The organism is Pseudomonas sp. SDO5591_S426 (assembly GCF_054070755.1).
Genome location: NZ_JBSVXD010000033.1, coordinates 16,821 through 42,525 on the forward strand (window position 1 = coordinate 16,821; position 25,705 = coordinate 42,525).

General features: G+C 60.9%; 27 protein-coding genes and 1 pseudogene. 16 read left to right on the top strand and 12 right to left on the bottom strand.

Going from position 1 to position 25,705, the window contains the following annotated elements:
• Nucleotides 1-2: 2 nt before the first annotated feature.
• From ACW9JC_RS09840 to ACW9JC_RS09860, 5 genes and pseudogenes are all read left to right on the top strand, one after another.
• Nucleotides 3-167, top strand: a pseudogene (locus ACW9JC_RS09840) (rubredoxin); the annotation flags it as partial.
• Nucleotides 156-1,400: an FAD-dependent oxidoreductase gene (locus ACW9JC_RS09845; RefSeq protein WP_457454907.1), complete on the top strand. Its 1,245-nt coding sequence runs from the start codon at nt 156-158 to the stop codon at nt 1,398-1,400. The pseudogene ACW9JC_RS09840 and the gene ACW9JC_RS09845, both read left to right, overlap by 12 nt.
• Nucleotides 1,401-1,410: 10 nt before the next feature.
• Nucleotides 1,411-2,739 carry an NAD(P)/FAD-dependent oxidoreductase gene (locus ACW9JC_RS09850; protein ID WP_457454890.1) on the top strand — a complete coding sequence of 443 codons (1,329 nt, stop codon included), beginning with the start codon at nt 1,411-1,413 and terminating at the stop codon, nt 2,737-2,739.
• On the top strand, nt 2,736-3,107 hold the full coding sequence (locus ACW9JC_RS09855) for an ethanolamine utilization protein EutQ (protein ID WP_457454891.1): 372 nt from the start codon (nt 2,736-2,738) through the stop codon (nt 3,105-3,107). The genes ACW9JC_RS09850 and ACW9JC_RS09855 overlap by 4 nt, the downstream gene beginning before the upstream one ends.
• Before the next feature lie 26 nt (nt 3,108-3,133).
• Nucleotides 3,134-4,381: an MFS transporter gene (locus tag ACW9JC_RS09860; protein ID WP_457454892.1), complete on the top strand. Its 1,248-nt coding sequence runs from the start codon at nt 3,134-3,136 to the stop codon at nt 4,379-4,381.
• Between the two features lie 74 nt (nt 4,382-4,455).
• On the opposite strand, the gene ACW9JC_RS09865 is transcribed toward ACW9JC_RS09860, so the two are convergent.
• Nucleotides 4,456-4,767 carry a hypothetical protein gene (locus ACW9JC_RS09865; protein WP_457454909.1) on the bottom strand — a complete coding sequence of 104 codons (312 nt, stop codon included), beginning with the start codon at nt 4,765-4,767 and terminating at the stop codon, nt 4,456-4,458.
• On the opposite strand from ACW9JC_RS09865, the gene ACW9JC_RS09870 reads away from it, so the two are divergent.
• A complete protein-coding gene (locus tag ACW9JC_RS09870) occupies nt 4,670-6,277 on the top strand; it encodes a BCCT family transporter (protein WP_457454908.1) in 1,608 nt (535 codons plus the stop codon). The genes ACW9JC_RS09865 and ACW9JC_RS09870 overlap by 98 nt on opposite strands.
• 286 nt (nt 6,278-6,563) lie before the next feature.
• A complete protein-coding gene (locus ACW9JC_RS09875) occupies nt 6,564-6,836 on the top strand; it encodes a DUF2790 domain-containing protein (RefSeq protein ID WP_191630508.1) in 273 nt (90 codons plus the stop codon).
• Between the two features lie 52 nt (nt 6,837-6,888).
• Here the strand turns inward: ACW9JC_RS09875 and ACW9JC_RS09880 are convergent, their stop codons facing one another.
• From ACW9JC_RS09880 to ACW9JC_RS09900, 5 genes are read right to left on the bottom strand one after another with little or no spacing between them, the layout of a single operon-like run.
• Nucleotides 6,889-7,836: a LysR family transcriptional regulator gene (locus ACW9JC_RS09880; protein WP_457454893.1), complete on the bottom strand. Its 948-nt coding sequence runs from the start codon at nt 7,834-7,836 to the stop codon at nt 6,889-6,891.
• 60 nt (nt 7,837-7,896) lie between these two features.
• Entirely contained in the window at nt 7,897-8,847 is a 951-nt protein-coding gene (locus ACW9JC_RS09885; RefSeq protein ID WP_457454894.1) for an aldo/keto reductase, read from the bottom strand.
• Between the two features lie 31 nt (nt 8,848-8,878).
• On the bottom strand, nt 8,879-10,333 hold the full coding sequence (locus ACW9JC_RS09890; RefSeq protein ID WP_457454895.1) for an efflux transporter outer membrane subunit: 1,455 nt from the start codon (nt 10,331-10,333) through the stop codon (nt 8,879-8,881).
• 19 nt (nt 10,334-10,352) lie between these two features.
• On the bottom strand, nt 10,353-11,846 hold the full coding sequence (locus tag ACW9JC_RS09895; protein ID WP_457454896.1) for an MDR family MFS transporter: 1,494 nt from the start codon (nt 11,844-11,846) through the stop codon (nt 10,353-10,355).
• Complete coding sequence (locus ACW9JC_RS09900) at nt 11,846-12,964, bottom strand: HlyD family secretion protein (RefSeq protein ID WP_457454897.1); 1,119 nt, start codon at nt 12,962-12,964, stop codon at nt 11,846-11,848. Before ACW9JC_RS09900 ends, ACW9JC_RS09895 begins: the two co-directional genes overlap by 1 nt.
• 251 nt (nt 12,965-13,215) lie before the next feature.
• Here ACW9JC_RS09900 and ACW9JC_RS09905 point away from each other — a divergent pair, with 251 nt between their 5' ends.
• Both ACW9JC_RS09905 and mug read left to right on the top strand, forming a co-directional pair.
• A complete protein-coding gene (locus ACW9JC_RS09905; RefSeq protein ID WP_457454898.1) occupies nt 13,216-13,842 on the top strand; it encodes a TetR/AcrR family transcriptional regulator in 627 nt (208 codons plus the stop codon).
• A complete protein-coding gene (mug, locus tag ACW9JC_RS09910) occupies nt 13,835-14,353 on the top strand; it encodes a G/U mismatch-specific DNA glycosylase (RefSeq protein ID WP_457454899.1) in 519 nt (172 codons plus the stop codon). Before ACW9JC_RS09905 ends, mug begins: the two co-directional genes overlap by 8 nt.
• Here the strand turns inward: mug and ACW9JC_RS09915 are convergent.
• The 6 genes from ACW9JC_RS09915 to ACW9JC_RS09940 form a co-directional block, all read right to left on the bottom strand.
• The gene (locus tag ACW9JC_RS09915) at nt 14,347-14,868 is read right to left on the bottom strand and encodes a cytochrome C (protein ID WP_457454900.1); all 522 of its coding nucleotides are present in this window, start codon (nt 14,866-14,868) and stop codon (nt 14,347-14,349) included. The genes mug and ACW9JC_RS09915 overlap by 7 nt on opposite strands.
• 105 nt (nt 14,869-14,973) lie before the next feature.
• Nucleotides 14,974-15,495 carry a methylamine dehydrogenase light chain gene (locus ACW9JC_RS09920; protein ID WP_027620621.1) on the bottom strand — a complete coding sequence of 174 codons (522 nt, stop codon included), beginning with the start codon at nt 15,493-15,495 and terminating at the stop codon, nt 14,974-14,976.
• Nucleotides 15,496-15,513: 18 nt separating this feature from the next.
• Entirely contained in the window at nt 15,514-16,134 is a 621-nt protein-coding gene (gene mauD / locus ACW9JC_RS09925) for a methylamine dehydrogenase accessory protein MauD (RefSeq protein ID WP_338581587.1), read from the bottom strand.
• Between the two features lie 5 nt (nt 16,135-16,139).
• On the bottom strand, nt 16,140-16,679 hold the full coding sequence (locus ACW9JC_RS09930; protein WP_457454901.1) for a MauE/DoxX family redox-associated membrane protein: 540 nt from the start codon (nt 16,677-16,679) through the stop codon (nt 16,140-16,142).
• A gap of 13 nt (nt 16,680-16,692) precedes the next feature.
• The gene (locus ACW9JC_RS09935; RefSeq protein ID WP_457454902.1) at nt 16,693-17,841 is read right to left on the bottom strand and encodes an amine dehydrogenase large subunit; all 1,149 of its coding nucleotides are present in this window, start codon (nt 17,839-17,841) and stop codon (nt 16,693-16,695) included.
• 239 nt (nt 17,842-18,080) lie between these two features.
• Nucleotides 18,081-19,562, bottom strand: a complete 1,482-nt coding sequence (locus tag ACW9JC_RS09940) for a sensor histidine kinase (protein WP_457454903.1) — start codon at nt 19,560-19,562, stop codon at nt 18,081-18,083.
• A gap of 354 nt (nt 19,563-19,916) precedes the next feature.
• Between ACW9JC_RS09940 and ACW9JC_RS09945 the strand changes: the two genes are divergently transcribed.
• Genes ACW9JC_RS09945 through ACW9JC_RS09975 form a run of 7 tightly spaced genes read left to right on the top strand, consistent with a single transcriptional unit; the run spans nt 19,917 to nt 25,633 of the window.
• A complete protein-coding gene (locus ACW9JC_RS09945; RefSeq protein ID WP_457454904.1) occupies nt 19,917-21,080 on the top strand; it encodes an acyl-CoA dehydrogenase family protein in 1,164 nt (387 codons plus the stop codon).
• 31 nt (nt 21,081-21,111) lie between these two features.
• A complete protein-coding gene (locus ACW9JC_RS09950; protein ID WP_046040355.1) occupies nt 21,112-21,483 on the top strand; it encodes a hypothetical protein in 372 nt (123 codons plus the stop codon).
• 3 nt (nt 21,484-21,486) lie between these two features.
• Nucleotides 21,487-21,957, top strand: a complete 471-nt coding sequence (locus tag ACW9JC_RS09955) for a nuclear transport factor 2 family protein (protein ID WP_457454905.1) — start codon at nt 21,487-21,489, stop codon at nt 21,955-21,957.
• On the top strand, nt 21,954-23,078 hold the full coding sequence (locus ACW9JC_RS09960) for an amidase (RefSeq protein ID WP_338581578.1): 1,125 nt from the start codon (nt 21,954-21,956) through the stop codon (nt 23,076-23,078). Before ACW9JC_RS09955 ends, ACW9JC_RS09960 begins: the two co-directional genes overlap by 4 nt.
• 23 nt (nt 23,079-23,101) lie before the next feature.
• Nucleotides 23,102-24,385: an aromatic ring-hydroxylating oxygenase subunit alpha gene (locus ACW9JC_RS09965; protein ID WP_338581577.1), complete on the top strand. Its 1,284-nt coding sequence runs from the start codon at nt 23,102-23,104 to the stop codon at nt 24,383-24,385.
• Entirely contained in the window at nt 24,382-24,882 is a 501-nt protein-coding gene (locus ACW9JC_RS09970) for an aromatic-ring-hydroxylating dioxygenase subunit beta (RefSeq protein ID WP_150702408.1), read from the top strand. The genes ACW9JC_RS09965 and ACW9JC_RS09970 overlap by 4 nt, the downstream gene beginning before the upstream one ends.
• Before the next feature lie 10 nt (nt 24,883-24,892).
• Complete coding sequence (locus ACW9JC_RS09975) at nt 24,893-25,633, top strand: SDR family NAD(P)-dependent oxidoreductase (RefSeq protein ID WP_457454906.1); 741 nt, start codon at nt 24,893-24,895, stop codon at nt 25,631-25,633.
• Nucleotides 25,634-25,705 lie beyond the last annotated feature (72 nt).

The following is a 25,705-nucleotide window of genomic DNA, read 5'->3' on the forward strand; positions in this document are numbered from 1 at the left end:
CCATGTTCAAGACTTGGCTTTGCATCGTTTGCGGCCTGATTTACGACGAGGCGCTGGGTTGGCCCGAGGATGGCATCCTCGCCGGCACGCGCTGGGAAGATGTTCCCGAAGACTGGATCTGCCCGGAATGCCACGTCGGCAAGGCTGATTTCGAAATGCTCGATATCAGTGAATACACGCAGGCGGTGACAGCCGTCAGCACGCCGCCGGTAGCGGTGGCTGCGCCTGTCATTGCTACGGCACCGCGCCAGCCGATCGTCATCATCGGCAGTGGTTATGCCGGTTACGGCCTGGCCCAGGCGTTGCGCAAGGCAGACCCGAAGGTCGAGATCCGCGTGCTGACGCAAGAGTCCGGTCACCTGTATTCGAAACCTGCGCTGTCGATCGGACTGTCCCAAGGCAAGAGCGCCGAGGCGTTGTCCGGCGAATCACCGCTGGCAATCGAGCAGCGCTTGAACATCCGCGTGTATCCGCACTGCAAGGTGCTGGGCATCGACAGTTCGGCGCGGCGCTTGCGTACAAGTTTCGGCGAAATGGAGTATGGCCAGCTGGTGCTTGCCAGCGGTGCACAGCCGATTCGCTTGCCGATTCAGGGCGATACGTCAGCGCTGATCAGCGTCAATAACCTGCAGGATTACCACGGGTTCCGTGAGCGTCTGACCGGTGTGCGGCGCGTCGCGATCCTGGGCGATGGCCTGATTGGTTGCGAGTTTGCCAATGACCTGGCCCACAACGGTTTCAGCGTCGATGTGATCGGCCTGGGTCGCTGGCCGATGGAGCGTCTGTTGCCGGCGGAGGCGGGGCAGGTGCTGCAAAACGCTCTGAGTGATTTGGGAGTGACATGGCATCTGCAGAACACCCTGGAGGCCATCGATTCCACCGCGCAGGGCTATCGCTTGAAACTCGCCAACGGCCAGACCATCGAGGCAGATCTGGTGTTGTCTGCCGTCGGTCTGCGTCCCGATGTGAGCCTGGCAGAGAGCGCTGGCGTAGTGGTTGGGCGGGGCATTCAGGTGAGCGCTCAGTTGCAAACCTCTGTACCGGGCATCTACGCCTTGGGTGACTGCATCGAGGTCAATGGGCAACTGCTGCCGTATCTGGCGCCGATCAACCAAGGCATTGCTGCGTTGAGCAAGACATTGCTTGGCCAACCCACGGCTGTCGACTACCCGTTGATGCCGGTAACGGTGAAGACGCCGGCGGCGCCGCTGTGTCTGTTGGCACCCGCTAACGCCGGTGAAGGTGAATGGCGCTGCACGCCGACCGACGATGGCTTGAGTGCCGGGTTCTACGACACCACGGGCCAGCTCAATGGTTTTGTCCTGCTCGGTCGTCAAGCGCAAACGCAACGCAGCGCATTGCTGCAGTCCTGTCAGCATTCCCAGCAGGCGGTTGCCTGAGGCTCGAATCATGAAAAACACGATCAACCTGCCATTCGATGACTCGAGCTGCGGCTGGTACGCGGCGCTGCCCGAGCAACCGTCCTGCCAACGCTTGTCCGGTGAACAGCGTGCAGACTACGCCGTGATTGGCGCGGGTTTCGCCGGCCTCGCCGCTGCCCGCCGTCTGGCCGAGCATCATCCGCAGGCCCGTATCCTGCTGGTGGATGCGCAACGGGTCGCCCATGGCGCCTCGGGGCGCAACTCCGGTTTTGTGATCGACCTGCCGCACAAATTTGCCCTGGAGCATCCGGACCCTGCGCACAAACAGCGTTTGCTGTCGCTCAACCGTTCCGCGATTTCGCAGCTGCAAGGGCTGGTGCAAAACCATGGCATCGTTTGCCAATGGTCCCATGCCGGCAAGTATCAAGGCGCCGTTGGCGCACGTGGCGAGGCTTACCTCGATCATTTCGAACGACTGATGAGCGATCTCGGCGAACCGTTCCGCAGGGCCGATTCCGCTGAGCTGGCCAAGGTGTTGGGCACCGACCATTACAGCGGCGCCATCTACACCCCCGGCTGCTACCTGATGCAACCGGCAGCGCTGGTCACCGGTCTGGCTCGTACATTGCCGAGCAACGTCGAATTGCTGGAAGAGTCCCCCATCCAGCGTCTGGAGCGCGACGGGCGTGGCGGCTGGATTCTGCACGGCACTTCAGGGCTGATCCGTACCCCGCAACTGCTGTTGGGCACCAGCATCTTCACCCAGGAGTTCGGTTATCTACGCAATCGCCTGTTGCCGGTGATGACCTTCGCCAGTTGGACCCGCCCGTTGACCGATGCGGAACTGGCCACCTATGGCGGCCAACTGGACTGGGGCCTGACCCCGGCGGACCACGCCGGCACGACGGTGCGCATGACTCAGGATCGTCGGTTGATCATCCGCAACACCTACAAGCACGTACCCAAATACGGTCGCAGCACCAGCGACGGCATGCGTTCGAAAGTGCGTGATTCACACCGCAAGGCATTCCTGGCGCGCTTCCCGCAACTGGCCGACGTGCCTTTCAGCCATACGTGGGGCGGCGTCTATGCGATCTCGCGCAATTTCACCAATTTCTTTGGCGAGCTGGAACCGGGCGTGCATGCCTCGGCGTGTGACAACGGTGTCGGTGCAGCCTGGGGCACCATTTCCGGGACGATGCTCGCCGATCTTGCCGTCGGTGCCGAGTCGGCACAGTTGAACGATATCCGCGCCGTGACCGGCATGCCGTCGCTCAATCCGCCGGAACCGTTCCTCGGCCTGGGCGTGCGCTCGCGCATTCATCTGGCGGCGTGGAACAGCCGGAGTGAGCTATGAGCCCTGCGGACAAAGGCAAAAGCGGCGTGCTGCGTATCGACCATCAGGACCTCGACTTTACCTTCCGTGGCGGCCCGCCCGGCGCCGCGTATGTGGCGCGAGCCATCAGCAACGAAATCTCGCCGAACATCGGTGTGGGTTTCGCGCGCTGGGAAGGTGCGCAAGTCGCCTGGACGGTGCTCTACGACGAGGTGATTTTCGTGATCGAGGGTTGCTTCGAACTGCAGGTCGGCGACGAGCTTTTTCAAGTCACGCCTGGCCAGTTGCTGTGGATTCCCGAAGGCACCGAGCTGGTGTATGGCGGGCATGCGTTGTTCGGATATGTGGTTCACCCCGGCAACTGGAAGCAACTTCACGGCTTGGCTTGACGCGCAATTATCGGGGGATCGGCACGGTGATAAAACTCACAAAAACCTTCGGCGCCCTCTATCTGGCCAGCTTGTTGATGCAGTTGGGATCGACCTTGCTGATGACCTATCTGGCGCTGCGTCTCAATGCGATGGGGTCGACCGAAACGGCAGGCGGTGCGCTGATGGCCGCCAATGCCTTGGGGATGGTGCTGGGTGGCTGGGTCGGGCGCAGCCTGATCGCGCAGGTCGGGCACATTCGGACCTATGCGGCTTGCGCCGGAACGATTGCGGCGGCGGTATTGGCGCATGAGTTCAGCACCTCCTTGCCATTCTGGCTGGTGCTTCGTGGGCTGGTCGGGCTGGCCATGATGTGCCAGTTGATGGTGCTGGAAAGCTGGCTCAACGATCAGGCCCGCACCGAGCAGCGCGGCAGTGTGCTGGCGTTGTACATGGTCGCCAGCTACGTCGGCATGATGCTCGGTCAACTGGCCTTGAGTCTCGACGAGGGCTTGGGGATTCGTGCGCTGTTGGCGGTGGCGATGGTGTTCGCGCTGTGTTCGGTGCCAGTGGCACTCACCCGCAGCGCACATCCGACGGCGGTGCCTTCGGCCTCGATCGATCTACGGTTGTTCCTGCGGCGCATCCCGCAGTCTCTGGTGACGATTCTGGTGTCCGGGATGATCAACGGCAGCTTCTACGGATTGGCGTCGATCTATGCGAGCAAGCAGGGCTTGGGCACGGCGCAGGTTGGCCAGTTCATGGCGTTGACCATCGGCGCCGGGCTGTTGGCGCAGTTGCCGCTGGGCTGGCTTTCGGATCGATTGCCCCGTGCGAGCCTGATTCGCGCAGTGGCGGTGTTGCTGGTGCTCATCAGCCTGCCGCTGGGCTTCTATCAAGCGCCTTCGTTCATGACCTTGCTGTGGTTCGGCGCGGGCATCGGCTTTTTGCAGTTCTGCCTGTATCCGCTGGGCGTGGCGTTGGCCAATGACAATATGGAGCCACAGTTGCGCGTTTCGCTGTCGGGCATGTTGTTGATCACCTTCGGTGTCGGCGCCTGTTTCGGTCCGCTGATCGCGGGTGTGTTGATGGAGTATTTCGGCAGCTCAAGCTTCTACTTTTTCTATGCGGGCAGTGCAGCGTTGCTTGCGTTGTGCGTGGGCCAGGCGAAAGTCACCGGCAAGCACCTGCAAAAGGATGCGCCACTGCAACACCCATCGACACCCAACGGGATCGCCAGCTCGAGCCTGGCGTCGGTTGTCGAGCCTGTCAGTGAGTGCGTGGACGGACGTTAAGCGAAGGAGGGCGGAGCGGATTTATTGATGCGTTTTTCTCATGAGTCGGTGACTAAAAATGGTTTGAACGATGGTCAGGTTTCAATCATCTTGGCGATGCTGCCAAAACCGAGATAGACCGGAATTAAACTGCAGATAAACAGCGCGCTGACATCAGTTGATATCAGGCGATAAGCATCTTGCGGAATACTCTCTAAAACCCTTAAACAAAAACAAAAGGGGAAAACAATGCGTGCGCAATCAGGCATGTTAAAAGGCTTGAACCCGAATGTGACAGTCGCTTCGATATTGGCGGTGATCTCATTTGTTCTATTTTGTGCATTTAAAGATGAGCAGGCAGCCAAGGCTTTTGAAATGGCTTCGGTGTTTATCCTGCATAACTTCAAGTGGTATTACCTCGCCCTGATCAGTGGCGTACTCGGTCTGCTGCTTTATATCTCCGTCAGCCGTTTCGGCAATCTCAAACTGGGCACCGAACATGACCGGCCCGAGTTCAGCTTCGCCTCGTGGATTGCCATGTTGTTCAGCGCCGGGATGGGCATTGGCCTGATTTTCTGGTCTGTCGCCGAGCCCATGCTGCACTACGCCGACAACCCGTTCTCCAAGGGCCTGACGGACGAGTCTGCAACCTTGGCGATGCGCATCACGCTGTTCCACTGGGGCCTGCACCCGTGGGCGATCTTCTCCATGATCGGCCTGAGCCTGGCGTATTTCGCCTACCGTAAAGGTTTGCCGCTGGCCCTTCGTTCGTTGCTGTACCCGCTGATTGGCGACCGCATCTACGGCTGGATCGGTCATGTTGTCGACATTATGGGCGTGGTTATTACGGCGTTCGGTGTTTCGCAATCTTTGGGGTTGGGTGTCGTTCAAATCAATACCGGGTTGCATCAGGTATTTGGTATTCCGGTAAGTGTTGGATTGCAGTTATCCATCATTCTGTTCGTGAGTATTGTTGCGTGTATTTCGCTACTTGCCGGGCTGTCCAAGGGTATGAAGCGTATCTCCACGCTTAATATGTATCTGTCCTTCATCTTAATGCTGGCGGTACTTGCGATTGGTCCGACTCGCTACATTCTGAACCTGATGTTTGAGTCCACTGGCGACTATGTACAAAACATCGTCGGCCTGAGCCTCTGGATGGACACGCAAAAAGACAGCGAATGGCAAAACTGGTGGACGGCGTTCTACTGGCCTTGGTGGATGACCTGGGGTCCCTTTGTCGGTCTGTTCATTGCACGGATCTCCAAAGGCCGGACCATCCGTGAACTGGTGATCGGCGCGTTGGTGGTGCCGACCATGGTGACCATTCTGTGGATGTCGGTGTTCGGTGGTGCGGCGCTGAAAAACGAACAGCAGGATCGTCAGGCTTACCAGGCGTCTGTCGCCAGCCAGGTGGTGACTCAGGAACAGCCGAAGTTCGAAGGCGGCACGGTGCTGCTCGCCACCAAGAAAGAAACCACGGCGGCCATGTTCACGCTGCTTCAGTCGCTCGATGGCCCTTCGATTGGCGCTGCGCTGTCGATATTGGTGTGCGTGTTGCTGGGTGTGCATTTTGTCACCACGGCGGATGCCGGAACCCAGGTGTTGTGCACCTTGTGTGCGCTGGGCAGCACCAATCCGCCGAACTGGATCCGGTTGCTGTGGTGCCTTCTGGAAGGTGCGATTGCCGCAGGTCTATTGCTGGCGGGTGGGCTGAAGGCGATTCAGATGGCGAGTATTGCTGCCGGTTTGCCGATTGCGATGTTGCTGCTGGTGATGTCGTACACCTTGATTCACAGCTTGCGCAAAGAGATGCCGAGCGTGCCGGCGTGGACGCCAGCGGTGGATGTTTTGCCGGACATTGAGCGTCGTGAGTCGGTGGGGCGAATGGGTTCGTTGGCTGCTGCGCAGGCTTAAGGCGCGTTATCGTTGACGTCCATCGCGAGCAGGCTCGCTCCCACAAGTGAACGCATTCCCCTGTAGGAGCGAGCTTGCTCGCGAAAAACGTTCGGCGAATGCGGTCATTCAGGCAGGGCGCGCTACCGTTGGCGTCCTGCATTCCCCCTCATTTCGTTAACAGTGTTTGTCCGGCGCTGCGCTGTTTGGCGCCGGGGTAAACCCCTAGCATCGTCTCTACGGAATGAGCCCACGCCATGGGCTCACAACGTACAAGCAAACCCACTTGAACGAGACGGTGAACCTCATGAATATCTCAAAAATCGCGATTTTCCTTGCACTCAGTTGTATCGGTGCGCAGGCCTTTGCCGAAGAAAGCCACGCCAAAGTGTCGAGAGACCAGACACCGGTAGAGACCTACACCTACGGTTCGAAACTGGACGTGAAGAAGGTCATCTCCGTGACCGATGTTCCGCCAGAATGTGGTCCGGTTTCGGCACAAATGACTTATGAAGATTCGCAAGGTCAGCGGCATGTCCTGCAGTATCAGGTCATGGGCACCGGATGCTCGAACGGTTGAGTGCCGTGATGACGGTGGAGGGTCGACACTCCATCCGGGCGGGGGGGTACATTCAGTTGTTTTTGGCGTGTTTTGACGAACGCGCAATTTTGTCATCGGTCGCCAGCAACCCGGGCAGGTAGTCCTTCAGGAACTCCACCCAGGTTTTTATTTTTGCATCGACGAATTTTCGTGAAGGGTAGATTGCAAACAGGTTCAACTCTTCGAAATGATAGTCCGGCAGCACCCGCACCAGGGTGCCGGCCTTGAGCCCGGCCACGGCAGACGCAATGGGCTGAATGCCGATCCCCATGCCACGGGTGATGGCAACGGTCATTGCATCGGCGGTGTTGACGTGAAACGGCGACACCGGGGTGCTGACGGTCTCCACGCCTTCCGGCCCTTCGAACACCCAGTGTTCAACCGGCATGATCGTGTTGACGATCCTCAAGCAATCATGTGCTCCCAACGAACCCGGTGTGTCGGGCATTCCGCGTTTCTTCAGGTACGCCGGCGAGGCGCAGAGGATGCTGTAGGTGATGCCCAGCCGCTGCGCGACAAAGCCCGAGTCGGGCAAGTCCCGCGCCAGCACGATCGACATGTCATAGCCTTCCTCCAGCAAGTCCGGCAGCCGATTGGTCAAGGTCAGATCAAACAGGACCGAGGGATGTGTCTCGCGGTATTGGGCGATGGCGTCGATCACGTAATGGTTGCCGATGGCCGACATCGCATGAATCTTCAAACGGCCCACAGGGGTGATCTGTGCGGTGCCCGCTTCCTCCTCGGCTTCACGCAGTTCTTCCAGAATTCTCTCGCAGCGTTGCAAGTAACGTGTGCCGGCCTCGGTCAGCGCCAGGCGGCGGGTCGTGCGGTTGATCAGGCGGGTTTGCAGACGGGCTTCCAGACTGGAAACCGCTTTGGAAACGTTGGTCGTGGTGGTGTCCAGCAACTGGGCCGCTGCGGTAAAGCTGCCGCTTTGGGCGACCGCCATGAAGCTGCGCATGGTCTGGAAAACATCCATCGGTTTCACCTCAAGGTATAGCCAAAAAAAGGGACGGTCGGTGCCGTCCCTTGTCGTGCATTACTGTTTGCGCGGGATGAATCCCGGCACACCCGTCTCGACCACCGAATTGAAGCGTATCCGCGTTGTGATCTCTTCGCGAATTTCCAGCATGGCCCGGTGCGGCAATGTAGCGATATCGAAGTTTTCGCGGATACGGCTCGGTGTTGCCGAAGTAGTCAGGAACGCTACACCCCGTTGCACAGCCCAGGCCAGTAATACTTGGGCCGGGGTGCGCTGCAAATGCCGGGCGATCCCGGTAATCACTTCGTCTTCCAGCACGTTCGGCTCCATGCCATGCCCGAGCGGGGCGAAGGCGAGGACGACGATGCCATGCTCCTTGCAGAACTCCAGCAGTTCCCATTCCGGCAAGTACGGGTGGGATTCGACTTGCACCACGGCGGGTTTGATCCGCGCCTCGGCCACGATCTCTTTCAGCGCTTCCAGGGTGATATCGGACAAGCCGATTGCGCCGCAACGACCCTCATCCACCAGTTGCTCAAGCGCGCGCCAGGTGTCGATCAGCTTCACGTCACCATCGTAGAGGACATGCCCGAAAGCATCCCGCGGGTCTTGATCGTCGCCCGCCTTGAAGGCGAAAGGCGTATGGATCAGGTAGCAATCGATGTAATCCACCTGGAGCCGACGGCAACTGGCTTCGAACGCCGGCAACACGCGCTCGGGACGGTGGTTGGTGTTCCACAGTTTGGTGGTAATGAACAAGTCTTCGCGCCGCGCCTTACCCGCGTCCATGAATGCCTTGAAGGCAACGCCAACACTTTCTTCGTTGCGGTACCGCTCGGCGCAATCGAAATGGCGGAACCCGGTTTCCAGCGCATGGGTGATCGCCTCGGTGGTGACGCTCAGGTCCTTGAACAGGGTGCCGAAGCCGACGGCGGGCATTTTCCCCGTACCGTGATTCAGCGCAAATTTTGTATCGCGAAGTTCATCGTGAAAGGCTTCGTAGGACATGTCATTACTCCAAATATCGAGGCCGCAGCCTCTACTGATACGAACGTTGTGGGGCTTCGCGGCTGGCAACCCGTTGCTCGAAGACGCCAATGGAATTGCCGCCGAGGGCAACAAACAGCTGCACGGTGTCGAGGTACTGCGCGGTCTTCACGCGGATATGGCCCAGCAGCGACTGTTGGTAGGCGCGCTCGGCTTCCAGCACCTGGAGGATGCTGTTCTCGCCTTGGGCATAGGCTTGCTGGTTCAACCGCAGGCTGGTTTCGGCCGCTTGCAGGGCGTCTTCCTGGGCACGGAATTCTTCCGCGTCGTGGTTGATCGCTTGCAGCGTGTCCGCGACCTGGCCGAACGAACTGATGACGGTCTGCTGATAGCCGGCGAGCGTCGCGTTGTAGCCTTCGACGGCGGCCTGCTGCTCAGCCTTGAGGGTTCCGCCGTTGAAGATCGGTGCCGTCAGGCCCGCAGCAAAACCCCAGAGCGCGGCACCGCCATTGCCTGAAGCGGCCTGGGCCAGCGACGCGGACAGCGTCACCCGCGGATAAAGATTGGCGGTCGCCACGCCAACGGCGGCGCTGGCGATGTGCAGCTCGGCCTCGGCCTGGCGCACGTCCGGCCGGTCGTGGGCCATTTCCGAGGGCAGGCTGACCGGCACGTTCGACGGCAAGGCGAACTCGTCGAGGTGGAAGTCCGGCGCGATCCAGTCCGCCGGGCCTTTGCCCGTCAGAATCGACAGCGCATGGCGGGCCGCATCACGTTGCTGGGCCAATGGCGGCAGCAGCGTGCGGTCCTGGGCAAGCCGCGTCTCGGCCAGCGAAACATCAATCTGCGTGGTCGTGCCGTTGATCAGCGCCGCGCGTACCAGTTCGAGGTTCTTGATGTCGTTGGCCAGCAGTTTCTCCACGGCCTGGATTTGCGCGTTGGCCGATGCGATCAATAACGACTGGCTGGCAACCTCGCCGGTCAGGGTCAGGTACGCCGCCTCAAAGCGATGCTTTTGCAGATCGGTGAACGCTTGCTGCTGTTCGACCAGCCGCTTGTTGCCGCCGAACACATCGAGGTCGAAACCGACCCGTGGTCCGATCGCATAGAAGTTAGAGATCGAAGGTTCCTTGGCGTTGTGCACCCGTTGACGACCCGCCGTCGCGCCGAAGTCGACCTGCGGGTACAACGCGCCTTGCGCCGCCGCCACGGATTGCGACGCCTGGCGAATGGTTGCATCGGCGGCGACCAGTTCAAGGTTGCCGTCGATGGCCCGGCGCACGACCTGGTCGAGCTTGGGCGAGCGGAAGGCCGACCACCATTGCCCACTGACTTTCTGGCCAAGCGCGATGCGCTGCTGGCCGCCGAGATGTTGTTCGGCCTGTTGGTCGTAGTGCTGCGATGGGCTGGCAGCCGGAGTTTTAAAGTCAGGGCCGACGGTGCAGGCCGAGAGAAAAACCAGCGCCGACAATGCCGTGAGTTTCGGTTGGAACAGATGACTGGATTTCATTGGGCACACTCCACGAAAACTAGTTGGCCGCAGCGGGTTTGCGAAGAAAGAGAATCAGCGGGCTGACCACCAGCATCGCCACCATCAGGATCTTGAACTGGTCGACAACGGCGATGAACGCAGCCTGGTGGGTGATCAGGTGGTTGAGCCCTTCAAGTGTCGGCAGCGATGCGGTGCCGAAATGCGCGGCGGCGCTATAGGGCGTCACGTTGTTGCCAAGCGCCAGATGCATCGCCTGCGTATTGTTGAAGAAGAAAATCTGCACGATCGCCACGCCAATGGTGCTGCCGTAAACACGGGAAAGATTGAACAGACCGGTGCCTTCCGGACGCAGCTTGGGGTCGAGCGTGCTGAACGCAACCTTGGTCAGCGACGGCATTAGCATGCCGATGCCGATCCCCTGGATCGCGCCGGTCACCGCAACCGGCGACCAGTCCATCAACGGCGAATAGCCGAGCATCAACCAGTTGGCATAAATCACCGCGCCGGCGCCTATCGCCACGAACCACCGACGGTCGAAACGCTCAGGCACGCGCCCCATCAGCAGGAACGCACCAACCAGCCCGATACCGCGCGGGATGGTCAGGGCTCCGGTAGTGTCAGGCGGGTAGCCGAGGATTTCATCGAGCATCGGCGACGTCAGGGCCATGGTCGACAACAGCACGAAACCGACGGCGAAAAAGATGATCGTCGACAGCACGAAATTGCGATCGCGGAACAGGCTCTTGTTGAGGAAATGCGCCTGTTTGGTCAGCACATGCACCAGGAACAGGTACAAGCCCAGTCCACTGGCCAGCGCCTCGATCCAGATTTCCGGCGAGTCGAACCAGTCCATGCGTTCACCACGGTCGAGCAGCATTTGCAGGCTGATCAACGCCAGTGTGAAGGTGCCAAAACCAAAGAAGTCGAACGCCGGCGCCTTCGCGGCTTTCTTCTCGGTGAGCAACAGCGCTACGACCAGGAAGATGTATGCCGACAACGGCAGGCTGACGTAGAAGATCGGACGCCAGTCGAAATGCTCGGCGATCCAGCCACCGATGCTCGGGCCGCTGACGATGCCCACGAGCACGATGGCGGTCCAGGTCGCGCCGAACTTCATGCGTTTCTCGGGCGCCAACGTCTCCATGGCAATCGCCATCGACAGCGGCGCCAGCACACCACTCGCCAAGCCTTGAATAATGCGTGCGCCGATGAACTCCAGCGGCGTGCTGGAAACAGTGGCCAGCAGCAAACCGAGCACGAAGAACGCCAGCGCCGCTTGATACACAAGCTTCAAGCCAAAGCGCCCGGCAAGCCACTGGGCAATCGGCATGGTGATCGCGCTTGCCGCCAGGTACGCGGTGAAAATCCAGCCCGCCTGGTCGTCGGTCATCGACAGGCTGCCTTGAATCAGCCGCAGTACCGCATTGGGCAACGGCAGGTTCGCCGACTGCATGTAAGTCGCGAGCAGAACGGCCAACCTGAGCGAGCGCGCACTGCTTGCATTCGGGGTTGTATCTGCATGGGCGTTCATTAGAAGTTACCTGCCGTCAGCAACGATTTGAGCGGATACCACCATGGCGTGCTGTAACCGGTGTCGACCTTGACCGTGGCGCTGGTGCCAGAAAACAGCGGCAGGGCAGGGTCGGCGTCATCCAGTTCGAGGCGAACCGGTACCCGCTGAACAACCTTGACCCAGTTGCCGGTGGCGTTTTCCGGCGGCAGCAGGGCGAAGTCCGAACCGGCACCGGGGCTCATGCTGGTGACGTGGGCCTTGAACACGCGATCCGGGTAGGTGTCGATGCGGATGGTCGCTTCCTGGCCGGGGCGCATATGCGTCACCTGGGTTTCACGGAAGTTGGCCTCGACCCAGATTTCGTGATCGGAAATCAACGCAAAGGCCGGTGCGCCGTTGTTCAGGTAGTTGCCGACCTGCAAGTCATCCACCTTGGCAACAATGCCGTCGGCCGGCGCATAAACCGTGGCGTACGCGAGGTACAACTGCGCTTCGTCCAGATGCGCCTTGGCTTCACGAACGCTCGGATGACTGTCGGCTTCGATGTTCGGGTTGCCGTTCAAAGCCACAACGGTGCTGGCGATTTGTTGCTCGATGGACGCAATGCGCTGCCGTGACACTTTGAGGTCGGTTTCCGAGCGTTCAAAAAGGGAACGGGAAACGAACTCGGTCGCCACCAGCGCTTTCTTGCGGGCAAATTCCTTCTGGTCGAAGCCCGCCGACTCTTTCGCCGATTGCAGTTCCGCCTGTTGCTGGCGATAGCTGGCCTTGAGACCGTCGATGCGCAATCGCGCGACGCTCAGTTGCGCTTCGGCACGATTGATCGCGATCTGCAATGGCTTGGGGTCGATGCGAAACAGCACCTGGCCCTTGGTGACCTTCTGATTGTCTTCAACGGCGATTTCTACAACCTGACCGGAAATCCGCGCGTTGATCGAAGCCTTGGCCACCCGGGCGTAGGCGTTATCAGTGGTGACGAAGGGTACGCCGGCAACGTAGTGGGCGTAGCCAACGGCGGCGAAGAGGGCGGGCAGGCCCACCATCAGCCATGGCCGCAGTTTTTCCTTCAAGGGTTTCTTGATGGGCGATTGGGCCGCGAAGGCCTGGGAAGCCGGGATATCGATTTGGGTAGTCATGATCGAAAGCACCTTTAACCGGGGAATTCGGGCCTGGAGCTATCGCCTGGCGCCGATGTGAATAAATGCTGTTTGAAAGCAAACCCGCAGGCGGTTGGGAGGATCGCTCCGCCGCCTCTGTTTCGTCGCTGCAACACCCGGTTCGAGCTTCGCGTGAACAAACATGGATCAAGGAATTTGTGGTTCCTTATTTTTGTGCGATGGTGTAAAAATATCCCCACATTCACCTTCCTGCAAGGATTTTGTACGACATGGCACAAAATAAACTGACAGAGGGTAAAGGCCGCGGCCGGCCCCGCGCGTATGACCCGCAGACGGCGCTGCAACAAGCGCTCGGTGTTTTCTGGAGCACCGGCTATTCCGGCGCGTCCCTGGACAGCATCGCCACGGCGGCGGGGATGAATCGTCCGAGCCTCTACGCGGCCTTCGGCGACAAGCATTCCCTGTACATCAAGGCGCTGGAGCAATATTGGGAAGTGGCCTCCGCGGAAATGCAGGGGGCGCTGACAGACACCGGCCTGACGTTGCGAGAGGCGCTGATGCGTTTTTATGAGGGACAGTTGTCGATCTACTTCTCGGGCGAAGGCCAACCACGCGGCTGCTTCGCGATCGGCACGGCGACTACCGAAGCGGTTGAGGACTCGGAAATTCGCGCGGTGCTTTCGGATCGGCTCAGCCGCCTGGACGCCGACCTGGAAGCGCGCCTGCGAACGGCTATCGAATCCGGCGAACTGAAAGGCGATGTCGACGCGGCGTCCCTGGCGGTACTGGCATCATCGCTGCTGCACAGCATTTCGATCCGCGCGCGGGCGGGTAAGTCCCGCAGCGAGCTGACCGACCTCGCCCGTAATGCGGTGAGTGTGATCTGCGGTGAGTGAGGGGCTCGAAGACATTCTGGCCAAACGTCTGGCGGTGGTGTTTTGCGGGATCAACCCCGGCATGACCGCCGCCGCGCAGGGGCATCACTTTGCCGGCCGGGGCAATCGCTTCTGGCGCACGCTGCATTTGGCCGGTTTTACCCCGGAGCAAGTGCGCCCGGAAAACGACCGGACGATTCTTCAGTATCAGTGCGGTTTGACTGCGGTGGTCGACCGACCGACGGCGCGGGCGGATCAGTTGTCGCTGCATGAGTTCGCCGCAGCGGCGGCGGCTTTCGAACAGAAGATCGCCCGTCATGCGCCACGTTATGTGGCGTTTCTGGGGAAAGCGGCGTACTCGGCGCTATCCGGTCAGCGCAACGTGGAGTGGGGACTTCAGGACAGGACTTTCGGCAATGCGGCCGTGTGGATCTTGCCCAACCCCAGTGGGCGAAATCTCTCGTTCAGCCTTGATCAATTGGTGGATGCGTATCGTCAATTGAGGCGGGTCGCGACTGAGCCGACTCAGTAATTCATCCCGTCATCAATCGCGATGCCTTGCGCACGCATGGCTTTGATCAATTCTCCACGGGTGCCGGGCAGGTTGAGCATGGTTTTGGCGCGCAACGTCGCAACTTCTTCGGCGCTGTAAGGCTGGTAATCCGCCGGCATGCTCTTGCCGGCCATGCCGTCTTCGCGCATCAGCCAGTTGAGCAAATCCGCCAGTTGCGCGTTGTTCAACGCCGATTGCGACATGCCCGGCACGCGCACCAGGAATTCGCGGCCGCCGGGGACTTTCAGGAAGTTGCCGACAAAGCCTTTCATCCGTGGCGTGTCGTTGGCGGCGGAACCGGTGCCGTCACCCAAATGGCAACCGGCGCATTGCAATTGATAGTTCACACCGACGCTGTAGTTGGCCTCGGCGATGGGCTTTTGCAGTTCTTCGTTGCCCGGCGCATGGCGCTGGCCAGGGTTGGGAATGGCCCGGGCGTACACCTGTGGGGTGATGAGCAGGCAGGCCAGGCCCAGGGAAAGCAACATACGCATGACAAGTACCTTTTGCGGGTGGCAGGTCTTACCAAAAGAAAAAAACAACAGACGCATAAAGAAAAAAACCGCCGATTGCCCGGGCAACCGGCGGTAAAGCGCGTGTCAGACCGCGACGCCGCGAATGATCGAAACGGTGCAGTGGTAGATGTGCGATTTGGCGGCCAGGCACCAGTTCACATCGTTGTTGTTGAACGGGCGGTAGGCCGGTTCTTCACTGTCGTTGCGGGTGCAGGCGCACTGCGCGCAGCTTTGTTTACCGCAGCAGTCGTTGTACGAAATGATGTAGTCCTTGCCGTCGGCCGGGTTGCGGCAGGTGCCGATCCAGGTCACTTGCGAGGCTTCGGTGCCCGGTGGGCAGGACGTCACCGAACCACCGCAGCAGCTGCACAGAAAACCGTCGATGGAGCAGTAGCGCCAGTAGTCGCAGCTGTTCGGATCACCGGGGTCGCCGGCCTTCGGGTCAGTGGCGGCCAGTGCCTTGCTGGTGCGATCCAGAGGCAACAAAAGCGGCAGGGCGGCACCGGCCACCATCAGCGAGCCCATGCGCGACAGCAGTTTGCGGCGCGAGGTGGTGTCGGCAACACGGCGCGTCGAGCGCTCGAACAACAGATCCAGCAGTTTCATAAACGTCTCCCTGCCTTATCAGTGGCTATGGCCGTGGCTGTGGTCATGATCGTGAGGCTGAGCATTGAGGTACTGCTGCAGCGTGGCGTGCTTCAAATGCTCTACTTCGAACAGGCTATCCAGATGCTCGCGGGAATTGACCAGGCCTTTGGCGCGCAGGGTGCCGGACTTGTCGATCAGCGCCGCGTACGGCAGTTTGCCGATCTGGTAGGTCATGCCCACTTCCGGGCCGACCACGTAGGTCGCGTCTTCCAGTTTGTGTTCGCGGATCAGTGCTTGCTGGGCGTCCATGTCGCCATCGCTGACGAACACCACGTCGAGGGTACCGGCCTGTTCCTTGGCGATGGATTTGATCGCCGGCAGCAAGGACTTGCAGATCGGGCAGGTCGGCGAGAGGAAGAACAGCAGTTGCGATTTTTCACCGGCATAACCGAAGTTCACCGGGCGACCGTTACGGTCGGCGGCGGTGATTTGCGGTGCGGCTTCGTTGACGGCCACGCCTTTGTCGACCATCAGTGCGCCGGCCGGAGCCAGGCGACCGTGCAGCACACCAATCTGACGAACCAGGCCCATGACGACAAACGCCACGGCCACCAGCAGCACCCAGAGCAGAACGTTGGAAACTATCAAGCCTTCCATTTTGATTACCTACCAATCAATTTGAGCAGAAGAGGGGAGTTCGCCATCAGGCCAGCGGCCGCGGCGTAGATGAGCAGCGCGACAGCGGCGGAAGCCACGGTGACGAAGCCATCGAACACAGTCATGTCACGCACCACCGGCGTCACGCTGGCCAGCAGCGCTACCGCTACCAGCACGCTGTTGCGCAGCAGCAGGACCGGGCGCAGCGGTTGCGCCTGATCGGGACCGGCACAGCCGCAGTCGATGTCGCGACGACCTCGCCACAGGTTGATGCCGATGGCGGCGGCGTACAGCGCCAGCAGGCTGGCCGCACTCAACGCTGCCCAGCCCCGGCTGACCGGAACCAGCAGCGCGAAAGCGATGGCCAGTTCCAACAGCGGAATCAACCGCGCGCTCGGGCGCACCAGCGCAGCGGGCAGCAGTTGATAGTCCGCCACTTGCTTGGCGAAGCGCGCCGGGGCCCGCACCTTGTGGGTCGCGGCACTGGCCAGCAGCGCCGAAATGGCGAGTGCGCTGGCAATGATGAAGATCGGATCTGATTGCATGGCCGAACCTCGTTTAGTAGCTCATGACCTGAGTCGCGGTCTTCGCGACTTTTGCCATGCTGCCGGTGTGCTTGTTGGTCTTGAGGTCGAAAATCTGCAAGCCACCTTCGACGTCGGCGCCGAGCAACAGCGGCTTGTCGTCGCCGGTTGCCTGCATGCTCCACACCGGAGCCGGGGCTTCCAGGGTGGCGATTTTCTTCATGGTCTTGAGGTCATAGGCCCAGATGAAAGTGCTCGGGTCTTCCCACTTCATCGGTTCATGAGCGTCGTGCATCAGCACGTACAAGCGGTTCAGCTTCGGCGCGACGGCCATCAGCTGCCAGCCACCCGGTGCCCAGCCGGCTTTCTTTTCCTCGTCGGTGGTCAGCGACCAGCTCGGCAGGATTTTCGGTGTGTCGCCGGAGAAGTCCACGGCGCGTACGGTGCCGGTGGTGGTGGTGAAGTAGTAGGTATCGCCGACGTTGACCGCACGCTCGACCAGTTTCTCGGCGTTCGGGTCGAAGAACGGCGTGCGGTTGCGCGCGGTTTCCTGGCCCTGATCGTTGATCGTTACCACTTGCAGGCTGCCGTCGCCGCACAGCGAGGCAAAGCGACGTTTGCCGACCGGGTAGTTGAGCACGCAGCCGGGGATCGCGATTTCGGTCGCAACAGCTTTAGTCTGGGTATCGACCACGGTGACCGAGGTCGACGGGGTGAAGTTGTAGACGTAGACGAAGCGGTCATCGCCGCTGGTCTTCAGGCCATAGCGCTGGGTCAGCGACTCGGCGCGCTTGTTCGGGATCAGCACTTCCCAGGCCGGCGACAGGGTCGAAGTGTCCCAGGCGGTCAGCACGTCCGTGCGGGTGCCGCGGGTGCCACGCGAATACCAGATGTCGGCGCTGTAGAGCAGCTTGCCGTCATGGCTCAGGGCCGAAGGTGCGGCGAAACCGGTCGGCACCATGCCCAGCACACGCTTCTGGTCGGGGTCGACCACGGTGACACGGCCGGCGACGAAGCTTTCGAACTCGACATCGACGACAAACGCGCGATGCGGTTCAGCGGGGAATGCCAAGGTGGTCTGGCCAATGGTGTCGGCGGGCAAATCCGCACGGGCACTGTTCAAACCGAGTACAAGCAGGCTCAGGCCTAGCGCTGACTGTACGGAGATCCTGTTTGTTCGCATAAGGGGAACTTCCTGAATTGTTGGTAACGCGGATCGCGGGTGAGTGGGCAGATTCTGACCATCGAATAGTGCCTCGCCCGGCAAATCGGGGAATTGCGCTGCCTGCCAAGTGTTTGTGTATCTGTGCCAGTGATGGCCGAAGATCAAAAGATCGTCCGAACGCGGCCCGAGCCTGCGGCAGCTCCTACAGGGTTCGTATTTCTCCTGGAGGAGCTGCCGCAGGCTGCGATCTTTTGCGTTTAAAGGGAGGAGGCGAGAGGAAGGGAGAAGCTGAAAACAGCGCCACAAGGCTCCAGGTTTTGCGCCCAGATATCGCCGCGATGGCGACCGATGATGTTCTTGCACAGCGCCAGGCCGATGCCGTTGCCGCTGACTTTGGACGAGAAGAACCCGTCGAACAGCTTTTCCTGCGCCTGGGCCTGAATCCCGCGGCCACGGTCTTCGATGCGCACCAGCGCAACGCCGTCGCCAGCGCTGGCATGAATGCGCAGCAAGCGCCGTTCAATGGGCAGGTCGGCCATTTCTTCAATTGCATTGAAAGCCAGATTGAGGATCACCTGGCCGATCAGCACCTTCTCGCAGCTCACCCGCAGCGGCTCGGGCGCGGTGACGATTTCCACGCGGACCAGACTCGGATCGGCGCGCAAACTGATGAAGTAGCGGGTTTCGCGCAGCAGCTCGTTAAGGTCGACCAGCTCTTCGGACTGCTCAAGCTTGACCACGTAATCGCGCACGCTCTTGATGATCACCGAGGCATGCTCGATTTGCCGCACCGCATTCTGCAAGCCCCAGGCGACGCCTTCATCGGTGTCGCCGGCATTGTTCAGGCGAATCACCGTGCCTTCAATGAAATTACGCGTGGCGGCCAAGGGTTGGCTCAATTCGTGGGCGATGGCCACGGCCATTTCACCCATGGCGTTGTAGCGCGCCAGGTATTCGAGTTTCTGCTCGCTGACCCGCCGCGCCTCTTCGGCCTGAACCTGTTCGGTCACGTCGCGGAACAGCAGCAGGTGGCCGACCAGATCGTCTTCAATTTCGATGTAGCGGCAGGTTGCGTCATGCCAGCGCCATTCGCCGTCCAGTCGCTGGACCTTGTAGTGAACGCTGAACGGCGCATGTTCCGGTGTTTCGTTGGCGAGCTGTTGCAACAGGCGCTGGCGTGAAACGTTGTCGCACCAGGCGAGAAAATTCTTGCCGATCAGCTCGTGGCCCTCGCTGTTGAGCAAGTGCGCACCAGAGTCACTGATAAAACGAATGCCACCCTCCGGCCCGAGCACCGCCACGCCTTCGGCCAAGTCCTGCATGAAAGCCTTGAGCCGACTTTCGAAGCGCTTGAGGTCGCGCTTGACCTTGTCTTCTTTAGAGATGTCGCGGAACTGCACCATCAGCACATCGCGACCGTCCAGGTGCACCAGCGTCGCCACCGCCTCGGAAAGAATCTCCACCCCTTGCTTTGAGCGATAGCACCACTCGATGGCGCGCTGGCCCGTGCGCGCGGCGCCTTCCAGCCAGCGCAAACCCACCGAGCGCCGGTACTTCGGCGCGTCGCGGGTCATGTCCGGGGCTTTCAGTGGCGTCAGTTCTTCCAGGGTAAAGCCCAGCGCCGCCAAGGCTGCGGCGTTGGCCCAGAGAATCTCCTTGGTGTGCGCATCGTGAAGAATGATGCACAGCGGCATGGCTTCGATCAGCGCATAAAAGTCGTTCGGTTTCGGCAAGTACATCGCGCAGCCCTTGGTGGCAGTGGGTTCCGACCGGTGGAGCCGGAAGTATGGCGTTTTATACCCGCTCGCGCATGGGGATGCGCTCAGAGGTAAGGGGTGTCGGCCTAGGGGTTTTCTTTAGTCGGGGGGCTGCACGCACCAATAGTTGCGCCGGGGTGCGGTTTTTACACTGGACCGCAATGCAAGGGTGACCACGCAGATCCCTGTAGGAGCGAGCTCGCTCACGATGGACGTCAACGATTACGCGTCCTGTCTGAATGAACGCGCTGTCCGGGCGTTTTTCGCGAGCAAGCTCGCTCCTACAGGAGTCAGCAGCGTATCCCCCACTAACAATAATCAAAACGGAGAATGCCCATGCTGCGTTCAGCGGTTGCGCAACAAGACGCTCTGATCGGCGTTGACGAGAATGTCGTCGATAGCCAGGCCTTTGCGCAGGTACTGGATGAAGTGCGCCAGCGTCGAGAGGAATTCGACGCGGTCTCTCATGTGCCACGGGACATGATCGAGCGTTTCAAACAAGTGGGCATCTACCGCGCCGCCACGCCGAAATGCTTCGGCGGCGATGCGCTGGCGCCAGCGCTGTTCCTGCAAATGATCGAACGCATCTCCGAAGCCGACGGCTCTGCCGGATGGGTGGCCAGTTTCGGCAGCGCCGGCGTTTACCTGGCCGCTTTGCCGAAGGAAACCCTCGCTGAACTCTACGCCGACAGCCCTGATCTGGTGTTCGCTGGCGGTCTGTTCCCATTGCAACCGGCCGAAGCCGTGGAAGGTGGCTATCAGGTCAACGGCACCTGGAAATTTGCCAGCGGCTGCAAAGGCGCAGACCTGCTGGGCGTGGGCATCGGTGCCGCTGGCGGCAAGCCGCGCACCGCTGTGTTTCGCCCGGAGCAGGTCGACATCATTGAGAACTGGGATGTGGTCGGCCTCAAAGGCACCGGCAGCCATGACCTGCGTGTGACCGATAAGCGCGTCGACGAGCGCTGGACCTTCATCCGTGGCGGTGCCGCGACCATCGACGAACCGCTGTTCCGCTACCCATCGATTGCTTATGCCGCGCAAGTGCTGGCAGTGGTCAACCTCGGCCTGGCCCGTGCTGCGCTCGACGAAATCAGCCGCATGGCGGGCGGCAGCGGCATCACCGGCGCGCCGAAACTGTCCGACCGCGCTTACGTGCGCATCGAGATCGCCAAGGCTGAAGCCAAGCTCGCCGCCGCGCGTGGCTTTTTCTACAACGCCACCGAACAGGTTTGGAACTCGATCCTCGCGGGCAACCCGGTCACGCCTGAGCAGACCAGCCTGCTGCGTCTGTCGGCGATCCATGTGTCCCAAGCCGGTGCCGAAGTGGTGCAAAGCGCCTACAGCCTCGCCGGCACTACCGCCATTTACCTGCGCCATCCGCTGCAACGTTACTTGCGCGACTCGTTGGTGGTGACCCAGCACGCCTTCCTCAGCGAAGGCCTGTACGACGGCGCCGGCTCGGTGTTCCTCGGCGTGCCGCCGTTCCCTGGCTACATCTGAATTCTCATCACTTTTTCAAAGGATCAACAGCATGTCCCAAGCTACCCAGGAACCGTTGCGCGTCGTCTTCTGCATCGGCATCACCCAGAACTTTTTCGACCTGCCGACCGGCGAAGGCCTGAGCGTCTGGAAGGGCTTCAGCCAGATGATGGGCGACCTCGGCGCCATGCCCGGCATCACCGTGCTCGGTGCGATGGATGACGACCGCTTGATGGTTGGCCCGTCCACCACCTCGCCGTGGACCGTGTACATCATGGCCGACGTCGACTGCCACCAGTCGGTGATCGATGCCTGCAACCTGTTCCGCACCACACCGGTCGGCCAGTACAGCCTGTGGCGCTACGCCAAGATCGAAGCGCGCATCGGTCGTCCGCTGACCATCCCTGATGCGGCCAAGGTGTAAGCCATGAACGAGGCCTTGCTGCAGCGTCTGGCGACGCTCGAAGGGGAAAGTGCAGTGCGCCGCCTGATGGCGCGCTACATGGACCTGTGCGATGTGCCGCGAGCGGCGGTTCAACTCAGCCAGTTGGCGCAGTTGTTTACCGAAGACGCGATCTGGGAAGGCGTTGGTAGCCAGACCGCGCAAACCTTCGGCCAGCACCAGGGGCGTGAGGCAGTGGCGGCGTTTGTCGGCGGCTACTTGCCACCGTCCGACCACTTCAGGCTGAACCTGCATTACCTCACCAGCGAGTCGATCGTGGTCGACGGTGATAAAGCGCAGGGGCAGTGGATCATGCAGCAGATTTCGACTTACGCCGATGGCCGCAACGAGCTGTTCGGTACGCGGCTGAACATCGATTTTCGTTGTGTCGACGGCGTCTGGCTGATCGCGCATTTCCGTACGCAGCGCCTATTCAATACGGAGTTGAATGCATGAGTACTTTCATCAGCGAATTCCTCCTCGGCGGTAACGGCAAACGCGTTGCCATCAAGGATTCAATCGACATCGCCGGTCACCCGACGCGCTCGGGCAGCCGCGCCTTCGCCGACGCCCCGGCTGCGACAAAGAACGCCGAAGTGGTCGACGCGATCCTCGACGCTGGCTGGCAGATCGTCGGCAAGACCAACCTGCATGAACTGGCGTTTGGCGTTACCGGCATCAACGACTGGACCGGCACACCGATCAACCCGCAAGCACCGGATCGCGTGCCGGGCGGCTCGTCCAGCGGTTCGGCTTCGGCAGTCGCGGCCGGTCTGGCCGACATCGCCATCGGTACCGACACCGGTGGTTCGGTGCGGGTGCCGGCGGCGTGCTGCGGCGTTGCCGGACTCAAGCCGACTTATGGTCGCGTCAGCCGCGTCGGTGCGCATCCGCTGGAATCCAGCCTCGATTGCGTCGGGCCGTTCGCCAAATCCATGGACGACCTGATTGCCGCGATGCAGGTCATTTGCCCAGGCTTTGCCGTGCAAGGCTTGCCGGGCGCGGGTGCGAAAGTCGCCTTCCTTGACGTGAACTGCGACCCGCACTTGCAAGCCTGCCTGGGTGCCGCCGCCGACCGTGCCGGATGGCGCCGCGGCAATTTGCACCTGAGCGAATTCGAAGCGGCGTTCGCGGCCGGCCTGACCGTGATCAATTTTGAAAACTGGGCGGCCTTCGGTCACCTGACCGGCAAAGGCCTGATCGGCGCCGATGTCGAGACACGTTTGCTGGCGGCGAGCCGTACCACCCGTGAAGAACTGGCCCAGGCCGAAGCCGTGCGCACACGTTTCACGCAACAGGTGGACGCCGCGCTGGAAGACTTCGCGGTGTTGCTGCTGCCGACACTGCCGACCTTGCCGCCAACCCTCAGCGAAGCCCGCGCCGGCAGCAAAGCCGTGGCCGGCATGACCCCGCTGGTACGGCCCTTCAACCTCAGCGGCCATCCGGCGCTGACGGTGCCGGTGGAACTCGATTGCGGCGGGCTGAAAGTCGGCCTGCAAATCGTTGGTCGCAAAGGTCAGGACGAACTGGTCTGCGCCTTTGGTGCGCAGCTGCAAGCCTCTACCACTCAATCATAAAAAGAAGCCATGAGGAGAACCGCATGAGCACTCATGAATATCGGCTGATCGCGACGTCGAAAAGCCCCGAAGACCTGGTCCAGCACGACCGCGTCGACGTCTCGCTGTACAACGACCCGGCGCTGTTCGAAGCCGAGCTGGACAAGATTTTCTACCGCACCTGGGTGTGGGTTGCCCACGAAAGCGAAGTGCGTAATTCCGGTGACTTCAAGACCGCCACCATCGGCCGTCGCCCGGTGATTGTCGTGCGCGACAAGAAGAACAACATCAACGTCCTGGAAAACCGTTGCCGGCATCGTGGTGCAACTGTGTGCGAGAAGCACAAGGGCAACGCCACCGGTTTCACTTGCCCGTACCACAGCTGGTCCTATGGCCTGGACGGCAAGCTGCGTGCGCTGCCATATCCGGATGGCTACGAAGGCATCCTGGAGAAATCCGAACTGCCGCTGACCAGCCTGCGCGTCGAAAGCTACGCCGGCATGGTCTTCGCCAGCTACAACGACGAGATCGAACCGCTGGAAGACTTCCTCGGCGGCGCCAAACACTGGATGGACCTGTTCATGAAACAGGGCGCCGGCTACCCGATCAAGACCCAGGGCGAACACAAGTTCAGCTTCAAGGGCAACTGGAAGATCCAGCTGGAAAACACCACCGACGGTTACCACTTCCCGATCGTGCACAAGTCGTTCATGTCGTCGGTGGATGAAGAAACCTCGGAAATGCTTTCGTTCATGACCGACGAACAAGCCGTGACCCACTCGCTGGGTAATGGCCACAGCGTGATGGTGATGGTGCCGGAGCACGTCGACCTCGATCACGACGACGGCACCGAGCAGTTGCAGGAACGCTTCGCCCATGTGACTGAAGAACTGTCGAAAACCATGCCGGCCGATCAGGTCCGTCGCATCGTGCGCTCGCTGCACGGCGCCGGTTTCAACCTGAACCTGTTCCCGAACGTGGCGATGTCGATGTCGTTTTTCCGCGTGCTGCGCCCGGTGTCGGTTACCGAAACCGAGATCCGCCACGTCGCCCTCGGCATGGACGGCGGCCCGGAAATCGCCAACCGCGAACGTATGCGCATCCACGAACACTTCCAGGGCCCGTTCGGTTTCGGCAGCCCTGACGATGCCGAAGCCTGGGACCGCGTGCAGCGCGGCTCGTACGCCGGCGTCGACGCGCCAATCCTGGTCAACCGCGGCCTGAACCGCGAAATCACCGCTGAAAACGGCGACAAGGTCAGCCACGCCACCGATGAAGGCGGCATGCGCGGTGCCTACGACATGTGGAAAAGGATGATGAGCCAATGAGCAATCAAGACACCCTGAACGGCTTTTCCGGCCCGTTGGCCCAGGCCATCGAATTCATCTGGCGCGAAGCCGAACTGCTCGATCACAAGAACTACGCCGAGTGGGCGACCTTGTGGAGCGAAAGCGGCAAGTACATCGTGCCGATCGACCCGGACACCGAAGATTTCGAAGCGACCCTCAACTACGCCTACGACGATGCGCGCATGCGTGACCTGCGCATCGAACGCCTGACCGCCGGCTATTCGCCGTCGGCCGTGGATGCGGCGAAAACCATTCGCACGGTTTCGCGTTTCCGCCTGGTGGAAGCGGCGGGCGACATCGTTGAAGTGAATTCCGCGCAGTTGCTGTACGCCTACAAACGCGGCGTGCACACGCCATTCGTGGCCGACCTCAATCACCGCATTCGCTTTACCGACGGCGTGCCGAGCCTGGAGCGCAAAGTGGTACGGCTGATCAACTCCACCGACAGCCTGAGCGCGCTCGGCTTCCTTCTGTGAGGGCAACATCATGAGTCGAGTAGCCCTCGTAACGGGTGCCTCGCGCGGACTGGGCGAGTGCATCGCCCGCCGTCTGCATGCGGCAGGTTATCGCGTCGCTCTGGCCGATGTGCGTCTTGATGGCGTGCAACGTTTGGCTTTGGAACTCGATAGCAGCGGCGCCAGCGCCGTGGCTATTGAACTGGATGTGCGCAGCAAGGCCGACTTTCAGCGTGCCCGCGACCTGCTCACTGAGCAGTGGGGCGGCACCGACATTCTGGTGAACAACGCCGGCGTGTCGAAAGTCGCTGCACTGATGGAGATCACACCGGAAGAGTTCGACGAGTCGATGGCGATCAACCTGCGCGGCACGTTTGTCGCCTGTCAGGTATTCGGCGCGCACTTCGCCGAGCGCGGCTTCGGGCGCATCGTCAACATCGCGTCCCTGGCCGGACAGAACGGCGGCACCGCCACCGGCGCGCATTACGCGGCGGCCAAGGGTGGCGTGGCGACACTGACCAAGGTTTTCGCCCGTGAACTGGCCCCGCAAGGGGTAACGGTCAACAGCATTTCGCCGGGCCCGCTGGACTTGCCGATAGTGCGTGAAAGTGTGGCCCCGGAGCGTCTGGAACAGATCCTCAAGATGATCCCGGCCGGCACCCTCGGAGACCCAGCGTTCATCGCCGACAGCGTGTTGCTGCTGATCGCCGATAACGCGACCTCCGTGACGGGCGCGTGCCTGGACGTCAACGGCGGCTTGTTCATGCGCTGATTTAAAGGCCGGAAAATGACCCTGTAGCTGCCGCAGGCTGCGATCTTTTGATCCTGTTTTTAAGGTCAAGAT